The organism is Anabaena sp. 4-3 (assembly GCF_001597745.1).
Lineage (GTDB): Bacteria > Cyanobacteriota > Cyanobacteriia > Cyanobacteriales > Nostocaceae > Trichormus.
On sequence record NZ_LUHJ01000072.1, the window covers coordinates 67,257 to 87,147 of the forward strand.

The window sequence follows — 19,891 nt, forward strand, 5'->3', positions numbered from 1 at the left end:
TTTGCTATTTTTTGACTTGAATATTTATCTCGTAGTCACGCTTACGATTATCTGGACAATTTAACCGAAACCGAGAACTAGATATCAGAGTACGTGAGGTAATTTCTCTACCTTGATAATATATAGGGGCGGAATTAGTTGGTACTAAATAAAGCTTTTCTCCTTTACGTTCTAAATATGCTCTGACTTCTACACCAGGACAATCAATAGAATCTACACAAGTAGAGTCATATTCACCAATAGCAATGCGTTTTTTAGGAGGTAATCGGCATTTTTGGTCTTCTGGTTTTGCTGTGGCTTCAAAATCTACGCTTAACTCCCATGTTTTCTGTAATCGATAAATTTTTACAGCAGCTAAAAATGCACTAATTAATGTTACTAATGCAATTAATCCTGGTAGCCATAATTGTTTAGTTAGATAAGGATTAACTAAACAAGTTTTTTCACCACCTGGTGCTGGGGTACAAAATTCTTGTACAGTAGGAGCAATATCTACAACCGTGAGTTTATATTGTTTATTTTGCTTAGTTGTAATTAACTGCGATCGCTCCTTAATTGGTAAAGCCTTTAACCAAGCTTGTCGCTGTTTACTTCCTGGAGAGTCGGCAATGCGAAAAGGACTCTCAGCCGGGGTTTCAATCCAAACTTGAGAAGTAATTCCTGGTTGGGTAAATAAAGGTGCGTCAGTAATCCACACTACTGACTGCGCCTTAATTGGTTGCTGCTTTTGCAGACGATTTTGATTAATTTGAGCAATACCTTGATAAATCTTTAACTCGGCTTGCTGAATATCTGTGCCATAGCGATTGGGGTCAGAAACAAAAGGTATTTTTGCTAAGATTTTGTCAATATTTTCTTGATTTTTACTATTAAAATATATGGGTGTTCCCAATTGATTGCTATCTGATGTCACCTCGTTTAAATTGACATCCCTAGCAAAAGGAACAACGTAAACTAAATCTCCCGGTTTGAGGCTATCTTCTACTATCTGACGTAAGCGGATACGACCTTCATCATTCAATCCCACACTTTCGGTCATATCTATCGCCAAGACAACATCTCTTCCGCCAGCCAAAGCGGAAATTAATTCTAAACCGAGTTTTTGTGTAGATGTAAGCGGTTGTCCAGGAACAATTCGTGTGATTGTCACAAGTAAGGCAGCCTATCAATTAACAGGATTAGATACGCATAGATACCCGATTAAGTAAATTTTAAAATATAATTCTTAAATTAAATTAGTTTTATTTCAACTTATTTAATGATTTTTTATAAAAATCAGTATTTTTTAACTTATTAAGTTAAGAAAATTTTATTACATAGGGATTTTACCTGAGAATCTACGTTAAAATCAAGTATTTATTATAACTGAGCATTTTAGACATGGGTTTAAAGAAATGTAAATTTAACAAATTGTCTGAGCATATTAAATTCCCCCAACAGCTATTTTAAAAAGCACTGCTGGGGTAAAAATAATATGGCATTTAAGTTAACTCAGCTTCAGTTTGATTGCACTCAATTCCTCAGCAACCATAGCGTTGTTGATAGTAAGCTAAAATTTCCTGAACACGTTGCCGACTCTCAGAATTAGAGTTAGCAGCCCAAGAAATAGACAAGCCTCCTATTTGACTTTGATAGTAATCAAAATGTGGAGAGGATTGGGGCATTAACTCCACTGCCACCCCCTCAACTTGACGCAGATGAGCAGCTATCTCTCGATATACTGCTAACGGTAAACCAGGAAATTCAATTTTTTCTGTCGTCTCCATCCTTATAGAGTTCCCAGCGCAACGCTATTTGAGGTGGGTGTTGTCACCGAAACCGGAGTGCTAGGTGGATTTGTAGTTGAAGGTGTAGAACCAACTGCTGCTTCACCTACCATTCTGGCGACCTCAATACCGTATTGTTCCAGAATTACAATCGGATTGGAACCTTCATTCATTTCAATGCGTTTAATCAACAGACCATTTGCGAGTCGCTGTCCTGCTTCTACATAACGGCTGTTGGTTTCATTTGGTATTTTAATAATTGCTTGGGGTTCTTTCCCTACAACCACTACACCAGTGACGACAACTGCTTTGGCTAAATCAGGCTCGGTTGGCGGTGGTAGGACAGAAACTAAAGTGGGATTGGGGACAACTTGCGGTAAAACTTTAGGTAAGACGGGAGTTAAGCTAGGGGGTTTTGCTACTCGTGCTACCTTGTTTGGGGTTGTAGTTTTCTTTGTATTGCCATTGTTAGGATTTACCGCCTGTGGTTTGGTAGCCATTGGTAGAGGCGGCAAGGATGGAACTGTTCTAGTAGTTGTATTTTGTCCAATTTCGGCGACTGGTTGCCCGACAATTTGGGCAAATGGATCATTTCGCCCCTTGGAAACTACAACTACCCTTTCTGTGGCATTGGTAAGTTGAATCAAGCTAGGGCTGGCGGTGGCGCGCTTTGTTTCCTGGTTACCAGAAACTACAGGATTATTAAAAGACTGAGCTGCTGGGGGTGGGGTTTTAGCAGGCGGTGCTGCTTGAGGAACAGGATTGACAGCTTGTGGTGTTTCTTCCGAAGCACAGCCAGCGATCGCTACGGTAACAATAGCTGCAACTAAAATTTTGGTTTTTCTGCCCATTAGCCGTTCTCAAAAGCTATAGGAAAATTGATCGGTTAAAATCCGCTATGCCTGTGTTTCAAACATAGCATTGTTACCTTTATAACCTAAATTTTGACATTTAAACGGTTGTTTTTAACACTAAAATTTCAGGATAAATGCTGATGGCATAGTGAGAACTTAATCCTCTGCCGCACACATCAGATTTTTCAACAAGTCCAACCCTTTTTTAACTCGCCGGGAAACTGTCACCACACTAATCCCCAACTGTTCTGCTACTTGCTTCTGAGTTAAATCCTGCAAAAATACACACTCTAAAACCTCACGGGTGCGTTGTTCTAGCTGGAACAAAGCTTGTTGCAGACGAATTTGGTCTTCTTGCGCCAATTGAAAACTACGATACTGGTGGTCAGGAACTAATTCTCCCAGACTCGTAGCTCCTTCATCGCTATCTTGTACTGGTACATCCAGACTCAGAGGTGAACGATTCACCCATGCCAATTTGATATCCTGCCACTCGTCTGGGGAAATCTGTAGTGCAGCTGCTAATTCCGCATCAGTGGGTTGACGATTGTATTGTTCTCGTAAGCAACGTGAAACTCCGATTGCCCGTTGTTGTATGGCTAAGTAGCGTCTGGGAATTCGGACTGTCACACCTTTATCTCGAAGATAGTGTTGAATTTCACCCCGAATATAAGGAATAGCAAAGGAACTGAAGGCGTGTCCTTTGACAAGTTCAAATCGTTCAATCGCTCGAATTAAACCCAGACAACCAACCTGAACTAAGTCGTCATAGCTTTCACGACATTGATTCATCCAATAGTGAGCTTCTTTTCTCACCAGTCCAAAATTAAGTTGTACCAGTTGATTGCGAACAGTTTCTGAGCGAGATTGTTGATATTCTCGCAATAACTGCCAAATTTCTTGCTTTAGTTCGTTGGTAGTTGTAGTAGGCATAGCATCGCGTTTATTGAGGAAATAAACAATCTAATACTCGGTGGAAACCCAGGCTGCGATCGCGCGATATCAAAGCAAATATGATGCTATATGCCCCCTGCAAATTTCTAGTCATTTAAACTTGTAATTATTTAAATGCGTAGAGGCTGATATCGAGCTAAATTTAAATAAGCTAAAATGGCTTTGTCTTTTGATTTCTTGTGGGTATTTAATGTAGCTTTAACTGAGCTAACTAGAGCCACAATATATAATTTTTGGTTATATTTGAAACCGAAATAGTACCTAATTTGATTTATAATAATAAGGTTGACCCTTCACTATATTTTGGGAAGATGTCCCCAAGAAATTCTCAGTAAAGTTACTAACAATTCATCTAATCCTTAAATCTGCTTAGTCAAATAGCCGTAAATTAACATAGTTATCTAGGTTGTTTCTTAAACTAAAAGAGTAGTCTGAGCCACTAATAGCTCCATCCTGATTACGGAGAAGTAACAAAACTTTACTTGTTTTTATTCGCTTAAATATGGCAAAAAGCAGCTTAACCGGAGACAAAAACTAAACTCTGGCAATGACTAGCATTCACGCTTTCAAAATGCCCTCATCTATGGTTCGACTGCCATATTAATCAATCATGATTTCAACCCATAAAAAAAAGGGCTAACTAGCCCTTTTTGTTGGTCAACCTACTGTGATTTAGTTCGAGAAGGTAATTTGCCAGGTACAGAATTTGTTCGTGAATCCTAACTGATAGAGGTTATCAGAAGAATTAAGCACGATTGGGTTCAACCCTAGCGTAAAATAGACCACGAATTTTGACTTCTTTGGGTTCAGCCGAACCTAAATCAGTATCAGATGGTTGTTCACTCTCGAAGGTTCCAGCAATTTCACCAGTAGAGCTGTCTACTTTAGCTACTTGCAGAGAGATTTTGCCGTTGAGAATTTCAGCGCGCTTAACGTTAGCACGGGTTAATTCTTCGTCATCAGCTTGTGCTGGGAGAGCTACGGCATTATCATAGCCGCTAACGATACCACGACCTTTAGGATCTAAGAAAGCAGCACCACGGTAGGAAGGTACTTTGAAACTGCCTTCAAAGTCAGTGGAAGTATTCAGACTGTTTAAACCAGGTTGTGTTTGAGCTACTAAGTTTTTAATGGTGAATAGGAAAGGTACGCGCTCACCACCAGGTAGCTGCACGGTAATGGCTTGGAAGTCCAAACCATCATCTTCTACAAAAGTCAAGCTGTTATCTGGGTTAATTTTCAGATTACCGGAAACTTGGTCAATGGTAGAAGTGTATCTGGTTAACAATTTGCCAGGTACGAATTCTGCTACTTGACGTTTATTCGCAGGTTCTTCCTTAACGAAGAAATTGGTTGGTTCCAAGCAGAGTTCTTTAATCGCATAGGATTGGCTAGAATCCAAAGGAATGGAACCACGGCTGGTTTCTCCCAGTTGGGGGCATTTGTTCGCCAAGCCAGTGCCGCGAATTTGTTCATAGGTGAGTACATCTCTACTGCTAGCAGTAGGAGCTTCACTACAAGCAGTGATTAGTCCCAGGCACAAAGCCAAGAATGCCACAATTAAAGCGCGATACCTCATGATCAACCTCAATGTCAAAAATTAATATCTCAAAGGTTTGGGCAGGTGAATAAGCACATTTTGACAGAGAAGTGCGTACTTTCAGTAACACGAAACTGTTGATGTTCGTGTTTCGCCAATGGGTAGACATTGGCAGCGTCGCTACAGTCTTTCTGTATTATGTATGTAACATTACTACACACAGCCCATAGCTTTATAGGGAAATCAGCCAGATCATACGATTTTTTTTAACTCAAAATCAAAGCACTCTAAATCTCAATTGAGTAGCTTTGATCCCATCTAGCTACCTTTGAGCCTGTGGGAAGCGTTCCAGCTCACCTATATGAATGCCCACAATCTTCGGTAAATTTGAGGAGACAGGATTTTAACGGAGCGGTTGAGATGAACAAACACAATGATTCTGAATCAGGGCTGTTGCCGGATGAGATGCACAAAATTGTGGCTGTAGTGCATGATGTGGCATTGGCCTATAAAGGCGATGTCATGGCTCTTTTACAATTGCTGCGCCAGTTGGAGCAGTTACACCGGGAGATTCGAGATGGTGCTTTTCATGAGAGTTTGCCGAATAACCGTCAGCAACTCTACGCACTACTGAAAGATATAGAGTCTGAGGGTGGTTGGCCTTATATTGAGCGTATGAGACTACAGCGATTTTTAACCAATTTTTTCCCAGAAGCAATTGATGAAGATAGCCCACAGGAAATTAGTGAAGATATGTTAAGTAGCGATCGCTCTTGAGCTAGTCAGCAGTTAGACGGCTGTGGGGGAAAAACTGTCTGTTGATGGTAAACTTAATCACATAAGATAATTAGGTTGTCAATGTAGCAGTTTGTAATGAAACTAAACAATTTATCCTCATAGAACAGGAAAAATAACTCATGCCTAAATTCTATTCAGGTTGCTGTAAGGTATAACTAGAAATCAGTTTTCTGAGCGCAGGAAAGCTAGTCAGCCCTAGTGATTGTACTGAAATTAACAGATGATTCAAGGCTAACAATGAATTAGACTGCAAACGACAAGAGGTATCAATGCCTGGCATAGTATCCGTTTCCCGTAAAGATTTATCTCAACGCCGTCAGCAGCTACGCCGACAGCGACAAATGCAAATTTTGCAAGCTATTTGGCGCACAGGGGCTATTACTGGATTGGCAGGTGGGTTGCTGTGGCTGGCAATCCAGCCAATTTGGATACTCAAAACGCCTCAACAAGTATCGATCACATCCAATAATCAATCCTTGTCACAGGAGGCAGTGCAGTCGCTATTAGTGCTGTCATATCCGCAATCTTTATGGCGAATTCAACCAGATGCGATCGCCGAATCATTGAAAAAACAACCAGCTATTGCCCAAGCTACTGTCAATCGTCGCCTTTTTCCTCCAGGTTTAATCATTGAAGTTCAAGAAAGAGTACCTGTAGCAATAGCTCAAAAGTCTCAATCCCAAGCTAATGACACTAGCAAAAAACAAATATCTACAGGCTTCTTGGATGCTCAAGGGGTTTGGATTCCTTTAGAAAAATACAAAATGATTAACCCCGAAATTAAATTACCTAGCCTGAAAGTGATCGGGTTTACGGAAGAATACGGAAAAAACTGGAGTCAACTTTATTCTTCTGTTAGCCAAAGCGCAGTAAAAATTACAGAAATAGATTGCCAAGACCCAGCTAACTTAAAGCTGAAAACTGAAATCGGAACTGTCTATCTTGGCTCTCTCAGTCCCCAGTTACCTGAACAAATTAATGTACTTGACAAACTACGCCACTTGCCTAAAAAAATTAATCCTCAAGAAATAGATTACATTGATTTGAAAAACCCTAATTCTCCATTAGTACATATAAACCAAAAGAAAGAAATGGTTAATTCTCAGACTCCCTCAAAAATTTAGTAGGTTTTATGTTTTAAATCTCCCAGACTGTTAATCAATTAAGAAAATTTATTTTTATAGAAAAATATTAGAGTAGTCAGTTTCAGACCTGACAATGTTGCTTTCCAATGACCACCATAGTAATTCTCCGTTTGCCCATTCTCCCATAAAGAAATGCACAACTTGATCATGATCCGCCTAACCTAGTATCTCCTTGTGATTTCTCGCAGTAGTGATGTATTTCATCCCGATGAAATTTAATGTAGCTAAAACTTCACTTGAGTCACTACTCGACAACCAGCCAATGAAAGTAGGGTTTAAAGACTAATTTTGCTCTTACTCATGGGAATTTAATCAACACAGGCTGAAATCCGATTACTGTCAAGCTTTTCTCTAGCTACAACGGCCAACACAGCAAGTAAAGTGTTATATAACTAATTGGCATAGTGTTTATAGCTGTAAATTTCGGCATCAACAACCCGTGAAACTAAATTTTTGTTTAAAGTAGCAATTATCCCCAATTGACAAACCTATCAACTATATTATTAATGCAGACAAGACCTGCTTTTGCTCAGGCTGACAGGTTTTGCCGTCACCTCAAAATTGTGATTGTTTTATAACTTGTATTTTTATTAAGTTGATGTTTAATTGCTGAGATTTAGCCGCTAAAACTAATCATCCAGGAATAGAGAACAAGATTTTTCAGTATCGCATTCCTGAAAATGTATCTAAAAACACAAAAAATATGATTAATATCAGGCAGTGAGGTGAAAACCAAGGTTGTGAGTAGTAATATCAATGACCAATTACAATCATTAGCGAAACTAGAAAGAATGTATCGGTTATGTCAGAGATATACTAGGGAAAATTGGCTATATAGTGACAATATTCATGTCTTATTGCAGTTATACAGCTCAATTTTAGTGAAATATAGGTATACTTCTCTAGAATTAGCTATGCGATGGTCTGCATTGCTGGCTGATACCACAGCAAGACTTCACACTTGCAATCCACTTCAGGTTGGAAGTAGTGAAACAATCAAGAGCAGTGCCATCGTTTTTGGCATTGACAAACTATAGTTGACTCTTAGGCATGTAGCATCTAAATAAAGTCGTTTATCTACCTTTCTGAATCCAATGACACTTGATAATAACCAAGAGCTTACCTATAAAAATACCCAATCTTTCGGGCAGTCGGGTTTTTCACTAGCAGTTAACTCAACTAACCCCTTTAATCACTCTGGGCTGAATTTTGCACAAAACCATGACAGTAAAAAGATTACTACGGAAACTAGCCGTATTGGGGAGATTGTACCAGGACGGGTAGCCAATATCAAAGTAATCGGTGTCGGCGGTGGTGGAGGCAATGCCGTTAACCGAATGATTGAGTCTGATGTTTCAGGGGTGGAGTTTTGGTCGATCAACACTGATGCTCAAGCTTTAACGTTGGCAGGTGCCCCCAGTCGCTTACAAATTGGACAGAAGCTAACACGAGGTTTAGGGGCAGGTGGCAATCCGGCTATTGGTCAAAAGGCGGCAGAAGAATCCAGAGATGAAATTGCCACAGCTCTGGAGGGTGCTGATTTGGTGTTTATTACTGCTGGCATGGGAGGCGGTACTGGTACAGGTGCAGCCCCAATCGTCGCAGAGGTTGCCAAAGAGATGGGTGCTTTGACTGTAGGTGTAGTAACACGTCCTTTTGTGTTTGAAGGTCGTCGTCGCACGAGTCAAGCCGAGCAAGGCATTGAGGGACTCAAAAGTAGAGTTGATACCCTGATTATCATCCCAAACAATAAATTGCTGGAAGTTATCCCTGAGCAAACACCAGTGCAAGAAGCTTTTCGTTATGCGGATGATGTGTTGCGTCAAGGGGTGCAAGGCATTTCCGATATTATTACGATTCCTGGCTTGGTAAACGTAGACTTTGCCGATGTGCGGGCTGTGATGGCAGATGCAGGTTCGGCATTGATGGGAATTGGTGTGAGTTCAGGCAAATCGAGAGCTAGAGAAGCCGCGATCGCCGCTATTTCCTCTCCATTGCTAGAATGTTCTATTGAAGGTGCTAGAGGTGTAGTATTTAATATTACAGGTGGTAGCGACCTGACTCTACATGAAGTCAATGCTGCCGCCGAAACAATATACGAAGTAGTTGATCCCAACGCTAATATTATTTTTGGTGCAGTCATTGATGACAGGCTACAAGGTGAAGTCAGAATTACCGTGATTGCTACTGGTTTTACAGGCGAAATACAAGCCGCACCTCAACAGAATGTAGCCAACGCTCGTGTAGTACCTTCTCCTTCCAGACGCACGCCCCCACAACAACCATCAGCTAACCCACCCGCACCTGCTCCTATTCCAGAACCAAAAGAAAAAGCTGGACTGGATATCCCTGATTTTCTGAGAAATCGGCGGCCACGGAATTAAGCGGTTGAAGATTTGAGATTATTCAAAAGTTTAATCTTAGGTCAGGCTGAGTGCTATATAAAATCTGCTAGTTCTCCAGTTGCACCGGAGGTAGGGTCAGCAATGCTGCAACTATCTCGGTTACTGTACGTTGCTGTCACCAATATATCTAGACCATTCAAAAACAACATCAAGTTATCAAGCAAGTCGATAGGCACAAAACACAGCCGTATGTGGGTGACTCAGGAACCCACATACGTCCTACCCTTCGGGAACGCTCCGCGAACAGCCAGGAGATGTAGTACCAACGCATATTTTAATATGCGGGACATCAAGTAGTATCATAAGATGCTGGCATTTTTTTAGGGTTATTTCTTTCTATTATGTCCTAACCTATGCTGCGACTGCTATAAAACTCATTTAAAATTTGTTTATGCCAGATTAACTAGATATTTATACATATTGAAATTGAATCTTAAAATATAGTTTATTTCTGGTTAAGTAAATACAACACCGTAGTTTTTCTAGTGTTTTTTTTCAAAAAATTCATATTAACTTTAATTAAATTTCCCACTAAGAACTTATAGTATCCCAGAAACTACCTTTTCAGTATTTTATACAGTAAATATGCTAAAACATATTGATAGTATAAGAGGATAAAGAAGTAATAATGTACTTTCTAATTTAAGTAAAAATACGATACTTGAGTGTTTGAGACCAACTTAAAAATTAAAAATTTGTCACCATTTGTAAAATCCTTAGTGTTAGCCGATATAGATAAAGATATAAACAACCTGTGTAATTTTTATACACAAAATCTTTTTTTTTATAAGATAATTGAACAATCTTGAGATAGTAGAACAAAGATGACAACAGTACAGTGATTCAAGAATAAGACAGGGGAAGAAAATCAAAATGACGAAAAATTTTTCTAAGTTATTTCTGAGGATATCAATTACATCGTTTATCGGAATCTACTGTTTAGCTTTAGCCCCCTCGGCTTTAGCAAAGAATGGTAACGGCAATGGTAAAGGCAATGGCAATTCCAACCAGACTTCAACTACCAACACCACTACCACTACCACCGCTTCCAGTGCAACTTGTAGTCTTACAGATGTATTCCTGGGAAATGTCAGTGCTTCAGCTTGTCAAGGGCCTTTTAGTGGTAATGACACGGGATCGAGCAGTACGTTGCTTGATGATTTGAATAGCGGACTGTTTAATCTTGGTGTTGATGCCACTTGGGAGTTAGTGGGAAAAACTGATAGTCCAGATAATTTTGGCTTTGAAGCAACAGGCAAAAATTCTGGTAGCTGGAGTCTAAATCAAGCACTTGGCGAGGGTTTATCTACATTTGTGATTAGCCTGAAAACAAGTAGTGCATATAGTACCTATCTGTTCAAAGACGTTGATTTTGCTAAAACAGGTTTAACAGGTTCCTTCAATACAATCGGTGTTGCCCTAGATGGGAGTGGTAAACAGGGTAAGGATCTGTCCCATGCCTCAATCTTTAGGGCTACTTATGTCAACCTTCCCGAACCAGCGAAAGCCAAAGTACCAGAACCAACTGCTACTATAGGTCTTGGTCTAGTTATGGGTGGTATGTTGATTAATCGTCGTCGCAAGTCTCATGGCATCCAGCAATGCCGTAGTTCACAACTAAGTTAAGCATCTACTATCAGTAGCAAAGTTCTAAAATGAATTATCAGATCAAGTTGAGGACTTTATGGCTGCTAAAGTAGAAATTTACACTTGGAGAACTTGCCCTTTTTGCATTCGAGCTAAAAATTTGCTCAATCAGAAGGGCGTGGAATTTGTTGAATATAGCATTGATGGAGATGAGCAAGCACGGGCTAAAATGTCTGAAAGAGCAAATGGCAGACGTTCCGTACCACAAATTTTCATCAACGATCGCCATGTCGGTGGTTGTGATGATATTCACGCTTTAGAAGCTCAAGGCAAGCTAGATGAGTTACTAGCTGGATAATTCCTGAGATTACCCAATCATTAGCATGGGCTGTTTTCCAGTAGCAAAGATGGTGAATCAGTCAGATCATCAAGGGATAATCTAAATTGACTATCCTGAGAATGTTCTGGCGATTGAGGCAAAAAGTGTGAAACTGGCTTTTATTATTGATCCCATCCATCAGCTTGACCCATGCCATGATACCAGTGTTGCTTTGATGGAAGCAGCGCAAATTTTAGGACATGAAGTTTGGGTAACTCAGGCAACTTGGCTGAGTGTGGTAAACAGCAAAGCTTGGGCTATTTTGCAGCAGGTGGAATTAGTCCCAATACAGTTGGTAGAAGGACGCTGGATAGCAGCTAACCCCTGGTATAAATTAAGCCAGCGTTCTTTTATGTCCTTAGAAACGATGGATGCTGTATTTATGCGGACAGATCCACCTGTTAACGATGCTTACCTATATGCTACGTACATTCTGGATTACATTGACCAAAACAAAACGCTGCTCATCAACAATCCTCGTGGTATCCGAGGAGCAAATGAAAAAATGTATGCCCTCCAGTTTACCAAGGCTATTCCAGAAACTATTGTGAGTGCTGATAAGCAGTTCATTCGTGAATTTGTGGAAGCTAAGGGCGCGGCAGTTCTCAAACCTTTGGGTAATAAGGCTGGGGAAGGGGTTTTATTTTTACCTTCAGGCGATCGCAACTTCAACTCTATCGTTGAACTCAGTACCCATCAAGGTCGATTACCAGTCATGGTACAAACTTATTTACCAGAGGCTAAAGAGGGAGACAAGCGAATTATCCTCCTGGATGGTGAACCAATTGGCGCGCTCAATCGGCTTTCGAGTGGGAGCGATTTTCGCAATAATATGGCTGCTGGTGGTACAGTCGCGCAAACTGTGATTACCCCAAGAGAACATGAAATCTGCACCGAATTAGCTGAAAAACTACGTCAAGACGGCTTAATTTTTGTGGGTATTGATGTGATTGGTGGCTACCTCACAGAAGTTAACGTCACAAGCCCTACAGGAATCAGGGAAATCGACAAACTAGATGGTACTCGCCTGGCTAATCAAGTGATTCAATGGGTGGAGCAGACTTTAAATGGTTTCACTGCCATAACAAAATAAATTGAGGCCAAAAAACAGCGATAACACCTGTCTAAATCTGTCTATGCAGTTTGCAGACAGGTGTTAGTGATATACTCCTACACTGATTGCAAGCAATACAGTGTAGGCTACGCCAACGCGTTAGCGTCCCGCAGGGTAGCAAGAATCCCTGAAATAGAATTTCAGGGAGTGTCAATGAGAGTCAACAGCATATTGAATCAGTTGACTCAGACGCAAACGCAGGGTTTCCAGTCCTAAACGCTGACTGGCTGAAATAAACACCGCTAAAGGAAACTCTTCTTGAGCTAAAGCTAGAGTTTGGCTATCTACTTGATCAATTTTGTTAAAAGCCACGAGTGCGGGGCCGGGAGTTACTGGCATTTGCGCGAGAATCTCTCGCACTGAGCGAATATGACTCAACCAAGCAGGATGAGATAAATCTACTAAGTGTAGTAAAGCATCCGCTTCTGTGACTTCTTCTAAAGTAGCGCGGAAAGCATCCATTAGTGATGCTGGTAGTTCATGGATAAACCCTACCGTATCTGTAATCAGAATTTCTTGGGTTTCTCCATTCTCAGCCCCAGGTATGACTAAACGGCGTGTAGTCGGGTCAAGGGTAGCAAATAACTGGTCGGCTGTGTAAACTTCCGCGTTGGTGAGCGCATTTAATAAAGTAGATTTGCCCGCGTTGGTATAACCAACTAAAGCCACTGAGGGAACTTCCCGATGTTGTCGCCGTTGGCGTAACCGTGAACGGTGGGCTTGTAATTGGTTGACTTCTTGTTGCAAGCGAGAAATGCGTCGCTGAATGGCGCGGCGTTCGGTTTCTAATTTAGTTTCACCAGGGCCGCGAGTCCCGATACCACCCCCTAGTCGAGACATTGCTTGACCTCTGCCAGTGAGTCTGGGCAGCATATATTCTAGCTGTGCCAATTCTACCTGCAATTTACCAGCACCAGATTGAGCGCGTTGAGCAAAGATATCTAATATAACTTCGGTGCGGTCAACTACCCGGATGCCAATTTGCGCTTCTAAGTTGCGGACTTGGGCGGGTGAGAGGTCGCGGTCAAAGACGACGAGATTACACCCCAAGGTTTGGGCTGTGAGGGCGACTTCTTGGACTTTACCTTCACCGATGACGGTTTGCGGGTGAATGCGCGATCGCTTTTGTTGTATTGTTTGTAATACATCACCACCGGCCGTATCCACTAACCGCGCTAATTCCGCCAAGGTGTCCTGGAATTGCTGGGCTGACATATCATCAGTCATCACACCCACAATTAACACCCGGTCATGATCCGCATCTACTTCTTGGGCGACGAATTCCCGACGGAACTCTTCTTCTAGCCCTTCCACCAAGTCGATGAAATCCTGCTGTGCTAGGTCATCTAAATCTAAAGGTGGTGATATACTCCAACTGCCAGATTGGACTTTAGAGCCAGAAAACGCGCCACTAGGAATTAAAGTACGGGCATCTTGGGGGACAAGGTGGGCTACATAAGCTTCTTTAACGTAGCCTGTCGCCCCACCACCGCGCCGAGTGAAGCCTGTCCCGGTAATATTGATTACCACTAAGGCATCTAAACGCTGCATAGCCATTGCCGTGAGAGCCGCTTCATTGGGCGGTTCTGCCTTGAGATGGGTAGCGATACAACGAATACCACTGAGACGTTCCGCACCATAACGGGGTAATTCCATTGGTGGGATTTGGGTTTGACGCGGAGTGCCTACGCCAACACGAATCACTTGTCCGCGACGGTTGAGGTAGGCACACACAGGTAGATTAATTTCCGTGCTGATGGCTGCCAGACGCTGGGAGAACTCAGGCGTTGTGATGCGATCGCCTGGGATGCGCTGGTGATACAGTCGCTGTAGTTGCTTCAGCTGACTGGATTTCAAACCCTGAAGATTACCGAAAATAGTTTCTATAGGCGTTTATGACCAGTTACCTGGCCCTCCGAATCCTTCTATTGTCTATTTTACAACAGTGTTCAAGGTGCAAACTCAATCTTTTGGGGGTAGCGTCGGTGAATGGAGTTGAGACAATTTGTGTAGGGTGGTCATTGCTTGAGAGTTGCTAAGACCTGAGTTTAACGTTATTGGCTGTGCATCGCCTAACGCTGAAAGAGAATGGCGCAAGATATAACTTATTTTCAACTGTAGAGACGTTGCATGCAACGTCTCTACATCATTCATTTGGTGCAACTTCATAGAGAATTGGTATTACTAACATAATATCAAAATATATAATTATCGTAAATTTGCTAAATCAGAACCTCAAGAGAAGGATTCTTAAGAAAATTGTAAAAATACGCCGCAGTTTTTGTAGCAAATTATCAATAATTTGTTTCTTCTGTCTGTCAAACAGAGTGTCCACGAATTCGGGATTGATATCAATAGCATTGCTAATACTTTTATTTCCTTCTATCCATCGACCTAATTTCATTAATGCACTTCCCCGATAGTACCAAGCTTGGTGATCATCAGGTTTAAATTTCACAGCTTGGTCGTAGGATGCGATCGCCTCTTCATAGCGTCCTAAATTTCTTAGCGCATTCCCCCGATTGTTCCAAGCTTTGTGTAAATCTGGTTTAAATTTCACAGCTTGGTCGTAGGATGCGATCGCCTCTTCATTGCGTCCTAAATCTGATAGCGCAGTCCCCCGATTGTACCAAGCTTGGTGAAAATCAGGTTTAATTTTCACAGCTTGGTCGAAGGATGATATCGCCTCTTTATAGCGTCCTAACTTTCCTAGCGCAATCCCCCGATTGTACCAAGCTTCGTGTAAATCTGGTTTAAATTTCACAGCTTGGTCGTAGGATGCGATCGCCTCTTCATAGCGTCCTAAATCTGATAGCGCAATCCCCCGATTGTACCAAGCTTGGTGATAATCTGGTTTAATTTTCACAGCTTGGTCGAAGGATGATATCGCCTCTTTATAGCGTCCTAACTTTCCTAGCGCAGTCCCCCGATTGTACCAAGCTTCGTGATCATCGGGTTTAAATTTCACAGCTTGGTCGTAGGATGCGATCGCCTCTTCATAGCGTCCTAAATCATCTAGCGCAGTCCCCCGATTGTACCAAGCTTGGTGATAATCTGGTTTAAATTTCACAGCTTGGTCGTAGGATGCGATCGCCTCTTCATAGCGTCCTAAATCATCTAGCGCAGTCCCCCGATTGTACCAAGCTTTGTGATAATCAGGTTTAATTTTCACTGCTTGGTCGTAGGATGCGATCGCAGCTTCGGGTTCTTTTGCTGCATACAGCAAATTACCCAGTTCAAATAGTAAACTTACCTTTGTATCTTCTGTCTGATGTTGTTCTGCCAACAAGTCTTGGAATTCCAAGACTTTTTCAATTTTTTCTTCTTGGCTAAGTTTCAAATACTCCTCATAATCTCCTGACAATATCAAACGAGTTGATTCTTGTTCAACTAATTCTGGTGTAGTTGGTAATTCAAATACTCCAGAACGCCAATCAAAGAAATCTGGGGCGCGGTGGATCAGATAGTTAATAGAAAATGAACGCAACAGAAAAACAAAGCAAAATGGAAAATCATCTCTAAACCGTTCTCGCTGTTGGTTTAAATGATTTAAAATATGTGGCACACTGGTTAAATTGCTAAATTGTCCTTCAGTGATTTCACCAAAAGTTCTTTTCTCATATTTATATAAAGAATATTCCAGACCTTTAATTAATAAAATATCTATTTGCTTGTTTTTAACAAACTCAGCCACTCGCTGATATAAATTATCAATCGACTCAACCAAGCGCAAAACTTCTATATGCTTCTGGGGAATATCCTGTGGAAGTTTAACAATTAAATTATCTGCTTCCACAGGAGTACACTGCACAAAAAACAAGCCAAATCCAGATTTGCGTTTCAGTGCGCGAACTAAGTCTTGATAGGCTACTTCTGGTTCAGGCGGTAAATCATCATCCCAGTCATTAAAATCTGAATTCATGTCAGTTTTGCCACTGCTTCTTTAAATTCTGCAACTCCTTGAATTAATGGATGAATATCATACCAACGCTGCATCTCTCCTTCATCATCCAGATAGCGGTATTCTAACAGGCATCGGTTATACATCAACTTTCTATACTCATCATCATTAATAATGCGTTTACTACAGGAAACCTCGGCTAACAAACACCATTGAGAATTTTCCACAGCGCGACGGTAGGTATCTCTAGCTTGAGTAATTGCTCGTCGTACAGCATTTTCTGTAATTGGTAACTCTTCAATGCGTCCGATAGCATCTTGAGTTAACAATAGCAAATTCCTCACATGACCTCCACTCATTAAACAGAGTCGTTCTAAAGTTTGGGGACTGTCAAAAATCTCTTGATCTAATGATAATTCAGGTGCAATTTCCCGCACTCGCTTTTTAATCACATCCTTAACTTTATCTATTCCAGGCTGGTAAATGTCACCTTGAATAGTTTTCACCATAATCATCGGTAAAGTCAGACATTCACCGTAGATATCCCTGATATCCGTTGCTCTGCTAGAATACAACATAGAAAGAGGGAGAGTGTAAATCAAATGGCAATCTAAAGCTTGAAGTTGTTCGCTGCGGTCTAAAAAGACTTCTTCATAATTAGTGCGTTCTCCATCTTTAACTAACACCATCCGGTCTAAATTATCGACAATTACCGCCAGTTTAGTGTAACCGTTAGGTAAGTGTTGTTTAGCATCCCTGAGAAACTCATTCAAAACCTGAATTAAAGTGACAGTGTAAGGATTAATTTTTTGGCGAATCTTCTGGCGTAATTCAGGAACAGCCCTTAAATTTGCCGTCAGCTTGGCAAATTGACTCAGTTGGGCTTCTACCGCCAAACTCTCAAACTCGATGGGAGTCTGCACCAAATCTTTCACATCATCCCAACGGCTTTTTAACCAGTCAAGTATAGGGCGAGGGCTAGCGATTTCTTTCAAATCTTTCAGCAAACGGCGGGTACAGGCGAGGAGAATATCTGTATATTGGGCATCTTCTGAGTCAATATCTTCTTCATCAGCCGCAAAATAAACAACATAAAATTGACGATTTTCTAAATATTGTTTTAACCTGAGTAGTTCTGTAGATTTACCAGCCCCCCGATGACCAGAATACAATTGACAAGTATTAGTATTAGCCAGTCGCATCCGATTTCCCAACTCTTGGAGAATATCCGCATCTCCCCGCACATCCTGACAATCTACATATTTTGGATCACCTGCGGGTAAAGGTTCAAAGGGGTTAAAAGCGTTATAGAGTTGACTGAGTAAGTCAGGACTATTAACCATAAATAAAAAATATAGCTATGTGATTGACAATACCAAATATTATATAGGACTACTATTATATAGATGTAGGTTGGGTTAAGCGCAGCGCAACCCAACTCTTAAATTGGTGTTGGGTTTCCTTTGGTCAACCCAACCTACAATTTTGTGTGATAATATTTCGCCACCGCCTCACCGTCGTTTGCAACTCCCCCGTCAACCAAGCATCAAACTGCGGATACACAGGTAAACGCGGTACTAACTCCCACCCCGCAGGTTGTAAAATCTCTCTTAATTCTTGTTCCTCAAGATGTGGATAATCAGGATTAACTTCATCTTTCGGGACAATTCCGCCTAAATCTCTCGCCCCAGCATCTAAACAAGCTAATAACCATTGTTCGTCCTTGACTAAATTCGGCGGAATTTGAATTGTAATATCTGATGGTAAAATCTGCCGTGCTTTGGCAATCACTTCTGGTAATTGATGCGCGTCAAAAGCTGGCGCGTCAAAGGTTTGCTGATTTCCTGGGCTGTGAGGTTGCAAAATCACCTCTTGAATGTGATGATAACGTTGATGAATTTGGGATATAGCGGCTAAGGTTTCCCAGCAATCATCAGAGGTTTCCCCAATTCCCAACAATAAGCCAGTGGTAAAAGGAATCTGTAACTCTCCCGCATAAGCTAATTGTTGCAGCCTGAGTTCTGGTAACTTACTCGGTGCGTGGCGATGTACTGTATTTAATAAGGCTGGGGTTAACTGTTCCAGCATCAAACCCATTGAGACATTGACATTCTTCAGTTTTTGCATCTCTGCAAAACTCAAAGGCCCAACATTAGTATGTGGTAAAAAACCCATCGTCAATGCTAACTCACACAAATCATAAATCCTCTCAAACCATTTTGTACGTTGAGGTGACTGGGGATGAACTTCTCCACTAAGGATGAGAATCTCACAGACTGGCTGATTTTGCAGTCGTTTTAAGATATCCTCTGCGTCTGATAAACTCAGCCAGGGACTTTTACCTGGGTTGGTGCGAAAATTGCAATAGGTACAGAGATTAAAGCACTCGTAAGTCGGAACAATGGTATAAGCAGGGCTGTAAGTAACGACAGAAGACTTTGCCACTGACATAAAGATTGAATACTCTTAAGAATTGTAAACGATGCGCGTCATACAAAAAAAGTTGTAGTTGTAGGGTGCGTCAGAGGCGATATTTTGGTAAAAATCCAAAGTTTTTGACATCTGACGCACCCTACTAATGTGATTCGCTAAAGAATTGTAAACGATGCGCGTTACACAAAAATGATGACCTCTGTAGGCTCAAACCTCGATGACAACTCAGTATCAGAGCTTTCTACAGGGAAAGGTAAAAATTTTTTTCTCATAACTCTTTACAAAACACAACATTCTTGTTTAATATATGTAACAAGAGGTGGAAACACCTACGAAATTCATACATCATAAACAGTCATCATAAGAACATGACAGCAACCTTACAACAACGCCAAAGCGCGAACGTATGGGAGCAGTTCTGCAACTGGATCACCAGCACCAACAACCGCTTATACATCGGTTGGTTCGGTGTACTGATGATCCCCACCTTGCTAGCTGCAACCACCTGCTTCATCATCGCCTTCATCGCTGCACCTCCAGTAGACATCGATGGTATCCGCGAACCCGTTGCAGGTTCCTTAATCTACGGCAACAACATCATCTCTGGTGCAGTTGTTCCTTCTTCTAACGCTATCGGCTTACACTTCTACCCCATCTGGGAAGCAGCTTCCTTAGATGAATGGTTGTACAACGGTGGCCCTTACCAATTGGTAGTATTCCACTTCCTCATCGGCGTATTCTGCTACTTAGGTCGTGAGTGGGAATTGTCCTACCGCTTGGGTATGCGTCCTTGGATCTGCCTAGCATTCTCTGCACCTGTTGCAGCAGCTACCGCAGTATTCTTAATCTACCCCATCGGTCAAGGTTCCTTCTCTGATGGTATGCCTTTGGGTATCTCCGGTACCTTCAACTTCATGATCGTGTTCCAAGCAGAACACAACATCTTAATGCACCCCTTCCACATGTTAGGTGTGGCTGGTGTATTCGGTGGTAGCTTGTTCTCCGCAATGCACGG

At 41.5% G+C, this 19,891-nt stretch carries 17 protein-coding genes and 1 pseudogene; 8 read left to right on the forward strand and 10 right to left on the reverse strand.

Features of this window, described 5'->3' with window-relative positions; genetic code table 11:
• Window positions 1–4: 4 nt before the first annotated feature.
• From A3775_RS20745 to A3775_RS20765, 5 genes are all read right to left on the reverse strand, one after another.
• Window positions 5–1,150 (reverse strand): VWA domain-containing protein, encoded by a 1,146-nt coding sequence (locus tag A3775_RS20745; RefSeq protein ID WP_066426577.1) that lies wholly within the window; start codon window positions 1,148–1,150, stop codon window positions 5–7.
• Window positions 1,151–1,520: 370 nt separating this feature from the next.
• Window positions 1,521–1,766, reverse strand: a complete 246-nt coding sequence (locus A3775_RS20750) for a hypothetical protein (RefSeq protein WP_066383750.1) — start codon at window positions 1,764–1,766, stop codon at window positions 1,521–1,523.
• 2 nt (window positions 1,767–1,768) lie between these two features.
• Window positions 1,769–2,617 carry a hypothetical protein gene (locus A3775_RS20755; protein ID WP_066426583.1) on the reverse strand — a complete coding sequence of 283 codons (849 nt, stop codon included), beginning with the start codon at window positions 2,615–2,617 and terminating at the stop codon, window positions 1,769–1,771.
• A gap of 159 nt (window positions 2,618–2,776) precedes the next feature.
• The gene (locus tag A3775_RS20760) at window positions 2,777–3,553 is read right to left on the reverse strand and encodes an RNA polymerase sigma factor SigF (protein WP_066383754.1); all 777 of its coding nucleotides are present in this window, start codon (window positions 3,551–3,553) and stop codon (window positions 2,777–2,779) included.
• A 766-nt stretch (window positions 3,554–4,319) separates the two neighbouring features.
• Window positions 4,320–5,153, reverse strand: coding sequence for a photosystem II manganese-stabilizing polypeptide (locus A3775_RS20765; protein WP_066383755.1), 834 nt, complete (start codon window positions 5,151–5,153; stop codon window positions 4,320–4,322).
• Window positions 5,154–5,534: 381 nt separating this feature from the next.
• On the opposite strand from A3775_RS20765, the gene A3775_RS20770 reads away from it, so the two are divergent.
• The 4 genes from A3775_RS20770 (at window position 5,535) to ftsZ (ending at window position 9,441) form a co-directional block, all read left to right on the forward strand.
• On the forward strand, window positions 5,535–5,891 hold the full coding sequence (locus tag A3775_RS20770; protein ID WP_066426585.1) for a hypothetical protein: 357 nt from the start codon (window positions 5,535–5,537) through the stop codon (window positions 5,889–5,891).
• Window positions 5,892–6,181: 290 nt separating this feature from the next.
• Window positions 6,182–7,036, forward strand: a complete 855-nt coding sequence (locus tag A3775_RS20775) for a cell division protein FtsQ/DivIB (RefSeq protein WP_066426588.1) — start codon at window positions 6,182–6,184, stop codon at window positions 7,034–7,036.
• A gap of 746 nt (window positions 7,037–7,782) precedes the next feature.
• Complete coding sequence (locus A3775_RS25135; protein ID WP_156481698.1) at window positions 7,783–8,094, forward strand: hypothetical protein; 312 nt, start codon at window positions 7,783–7,785, stop codon at window positions 8,092–8,094.
• Between the two features lie 57 nt (window positions 8,095–8,151).
• Window positions 8,152–9,441, forward strand: coding sequence for a cell division protein FtsZ (gene ftsZ, locus A3775_RS20780; RefSeq protein ID WP_066383758.1), 1,290 nt, complete (start codon window positions 8,152–8,154; stop codon window positions 9,439–9,441).
• Between the two features lie 53 nt (window positions 9,442–9,494).
• Here the strand turns inward: ftsZ and A3775_RS24470 are convergent, their stop codons facing one another.
• Window positions 9,495–9,638, reverse strand: a complete 144-nt coding sequence (locus tag A3775_RS24470; RefSeq protein ID WP_156481699.1) for a hypothetical protein — start codon at window positions 9,636–9,638, stop codon at window positions 9,495–9,497.
• 697 nt (window positions 9,639–10,335) lie between these two features.
• Between A3775_RS24470 and A3775_RS20785 the strand changes: the two genes are divergently transcribed.
• The 3 genes from A3775_RS20785 (at window position 10,336) to gshB (ending at window position 12,521) form a co-directional block, all read left to right on the forward strand.
• Window positions 10,336–11,088 (forward strand): PEP-CTERM sorting domain-containing protein, encoded by a 753-nt coding sequence (locus A3775_RS20785; protein ID WP_082803810.1) that lies wholly within the window; start codon window positions 10,336–10,338, stop codon window positions 11,086–11,088.
• 58 nt (window positions 11,089–11,146) lie between these two features.
• Window positions 11,147–11,407, forward strand: a complete 261-nt coding sequence (gene grxC / locus A3775_RS20790) for a glutaredoxin 3 (protein WP_066383767.1) — start codon at window positions 11,147–11,149, stop codon at window positions 11,405–11,407.
• Between the two features lie 127 nt (window positions 11,408–11,534).
• Window positions 11,535–12,521: a glutathione synthase gene (gene gshB, locus A3775_RS20795; protein ID WP_066383769.1), complete on the forward strand. Its 987-nt coding sequence runs from the start codon at window positions 11,535–11,537 to the stop codon at window positions 12,519–12,521.
• Between the two features lie 171 nt (window positions 12,522–12,692).
• Here the strand turns inward: gshB and hflX are convergent, their stop codons facing one another.
• The 4 genes from hflX to cofG all read right to left on the reverse strand — a co-directional run bounded on the left by hflX (window position 12,693) and on the right by cofG (window position 18,894).
• A complete protein-coding gene (gene hflX / locus A3775_RS20800) occupies window positions 12,693–14,429 on the reverse strand; it encodes a GTPase HflX (protein WP_197480213.1) in 1,737 nt (578 codons plus the stop codon).
• A gap of 340 nt (window positions 14,430–14,769) precedes the next feature.
• The gene (locus tag A3775_RS20805; RefSeq protein ID WP_066426589.1) at window positions 14,770–16,464 is read right to left on the reverse strand and encodes a tetratricopeptide repeat protein; all 1,695 of its coding nucleotides are present in this window, start codon (window positions 16,462–16,464) and stop codon (window positions 14,770–14,772) included.
• Entirely contained in the window at window positions 16,461–17,786 is a 1,326-nt protein-coding gene (locus tag A3775_RS20810) for an AAA family ATPase (RefSeq protein WP_066426591.1), read from the reverse strand. Before A3775_RS20810 ends, A3775_RS20805 begins: the two co-directional genes overlap by 4 nt.
• Window positions 17,787–17,910: 124 nt before the next feature.
• A complete protein-coding gene (cofG, locus tag A3775_RS20815) occupies window positions 17,911–18,894 on the reverse strand; it encodes a 7,8-didemethyl-8-hydroxy-5-deazariboflavin synthase subunit CofG (protein WP_066426593.1) in 984 nt (327 codons plus the stop codon).
• A gap of 350 nt (window positions 18,895–19,244) precedes the next feature.
• Between cofG and A3775_RS20820 the strand changes: the two are divergent.
• Window positions 19,245–19,891, forward strand: a pseudogene (locus A3775_RS20820) (photosystem II q(b) protein); the annotation flags it as partial.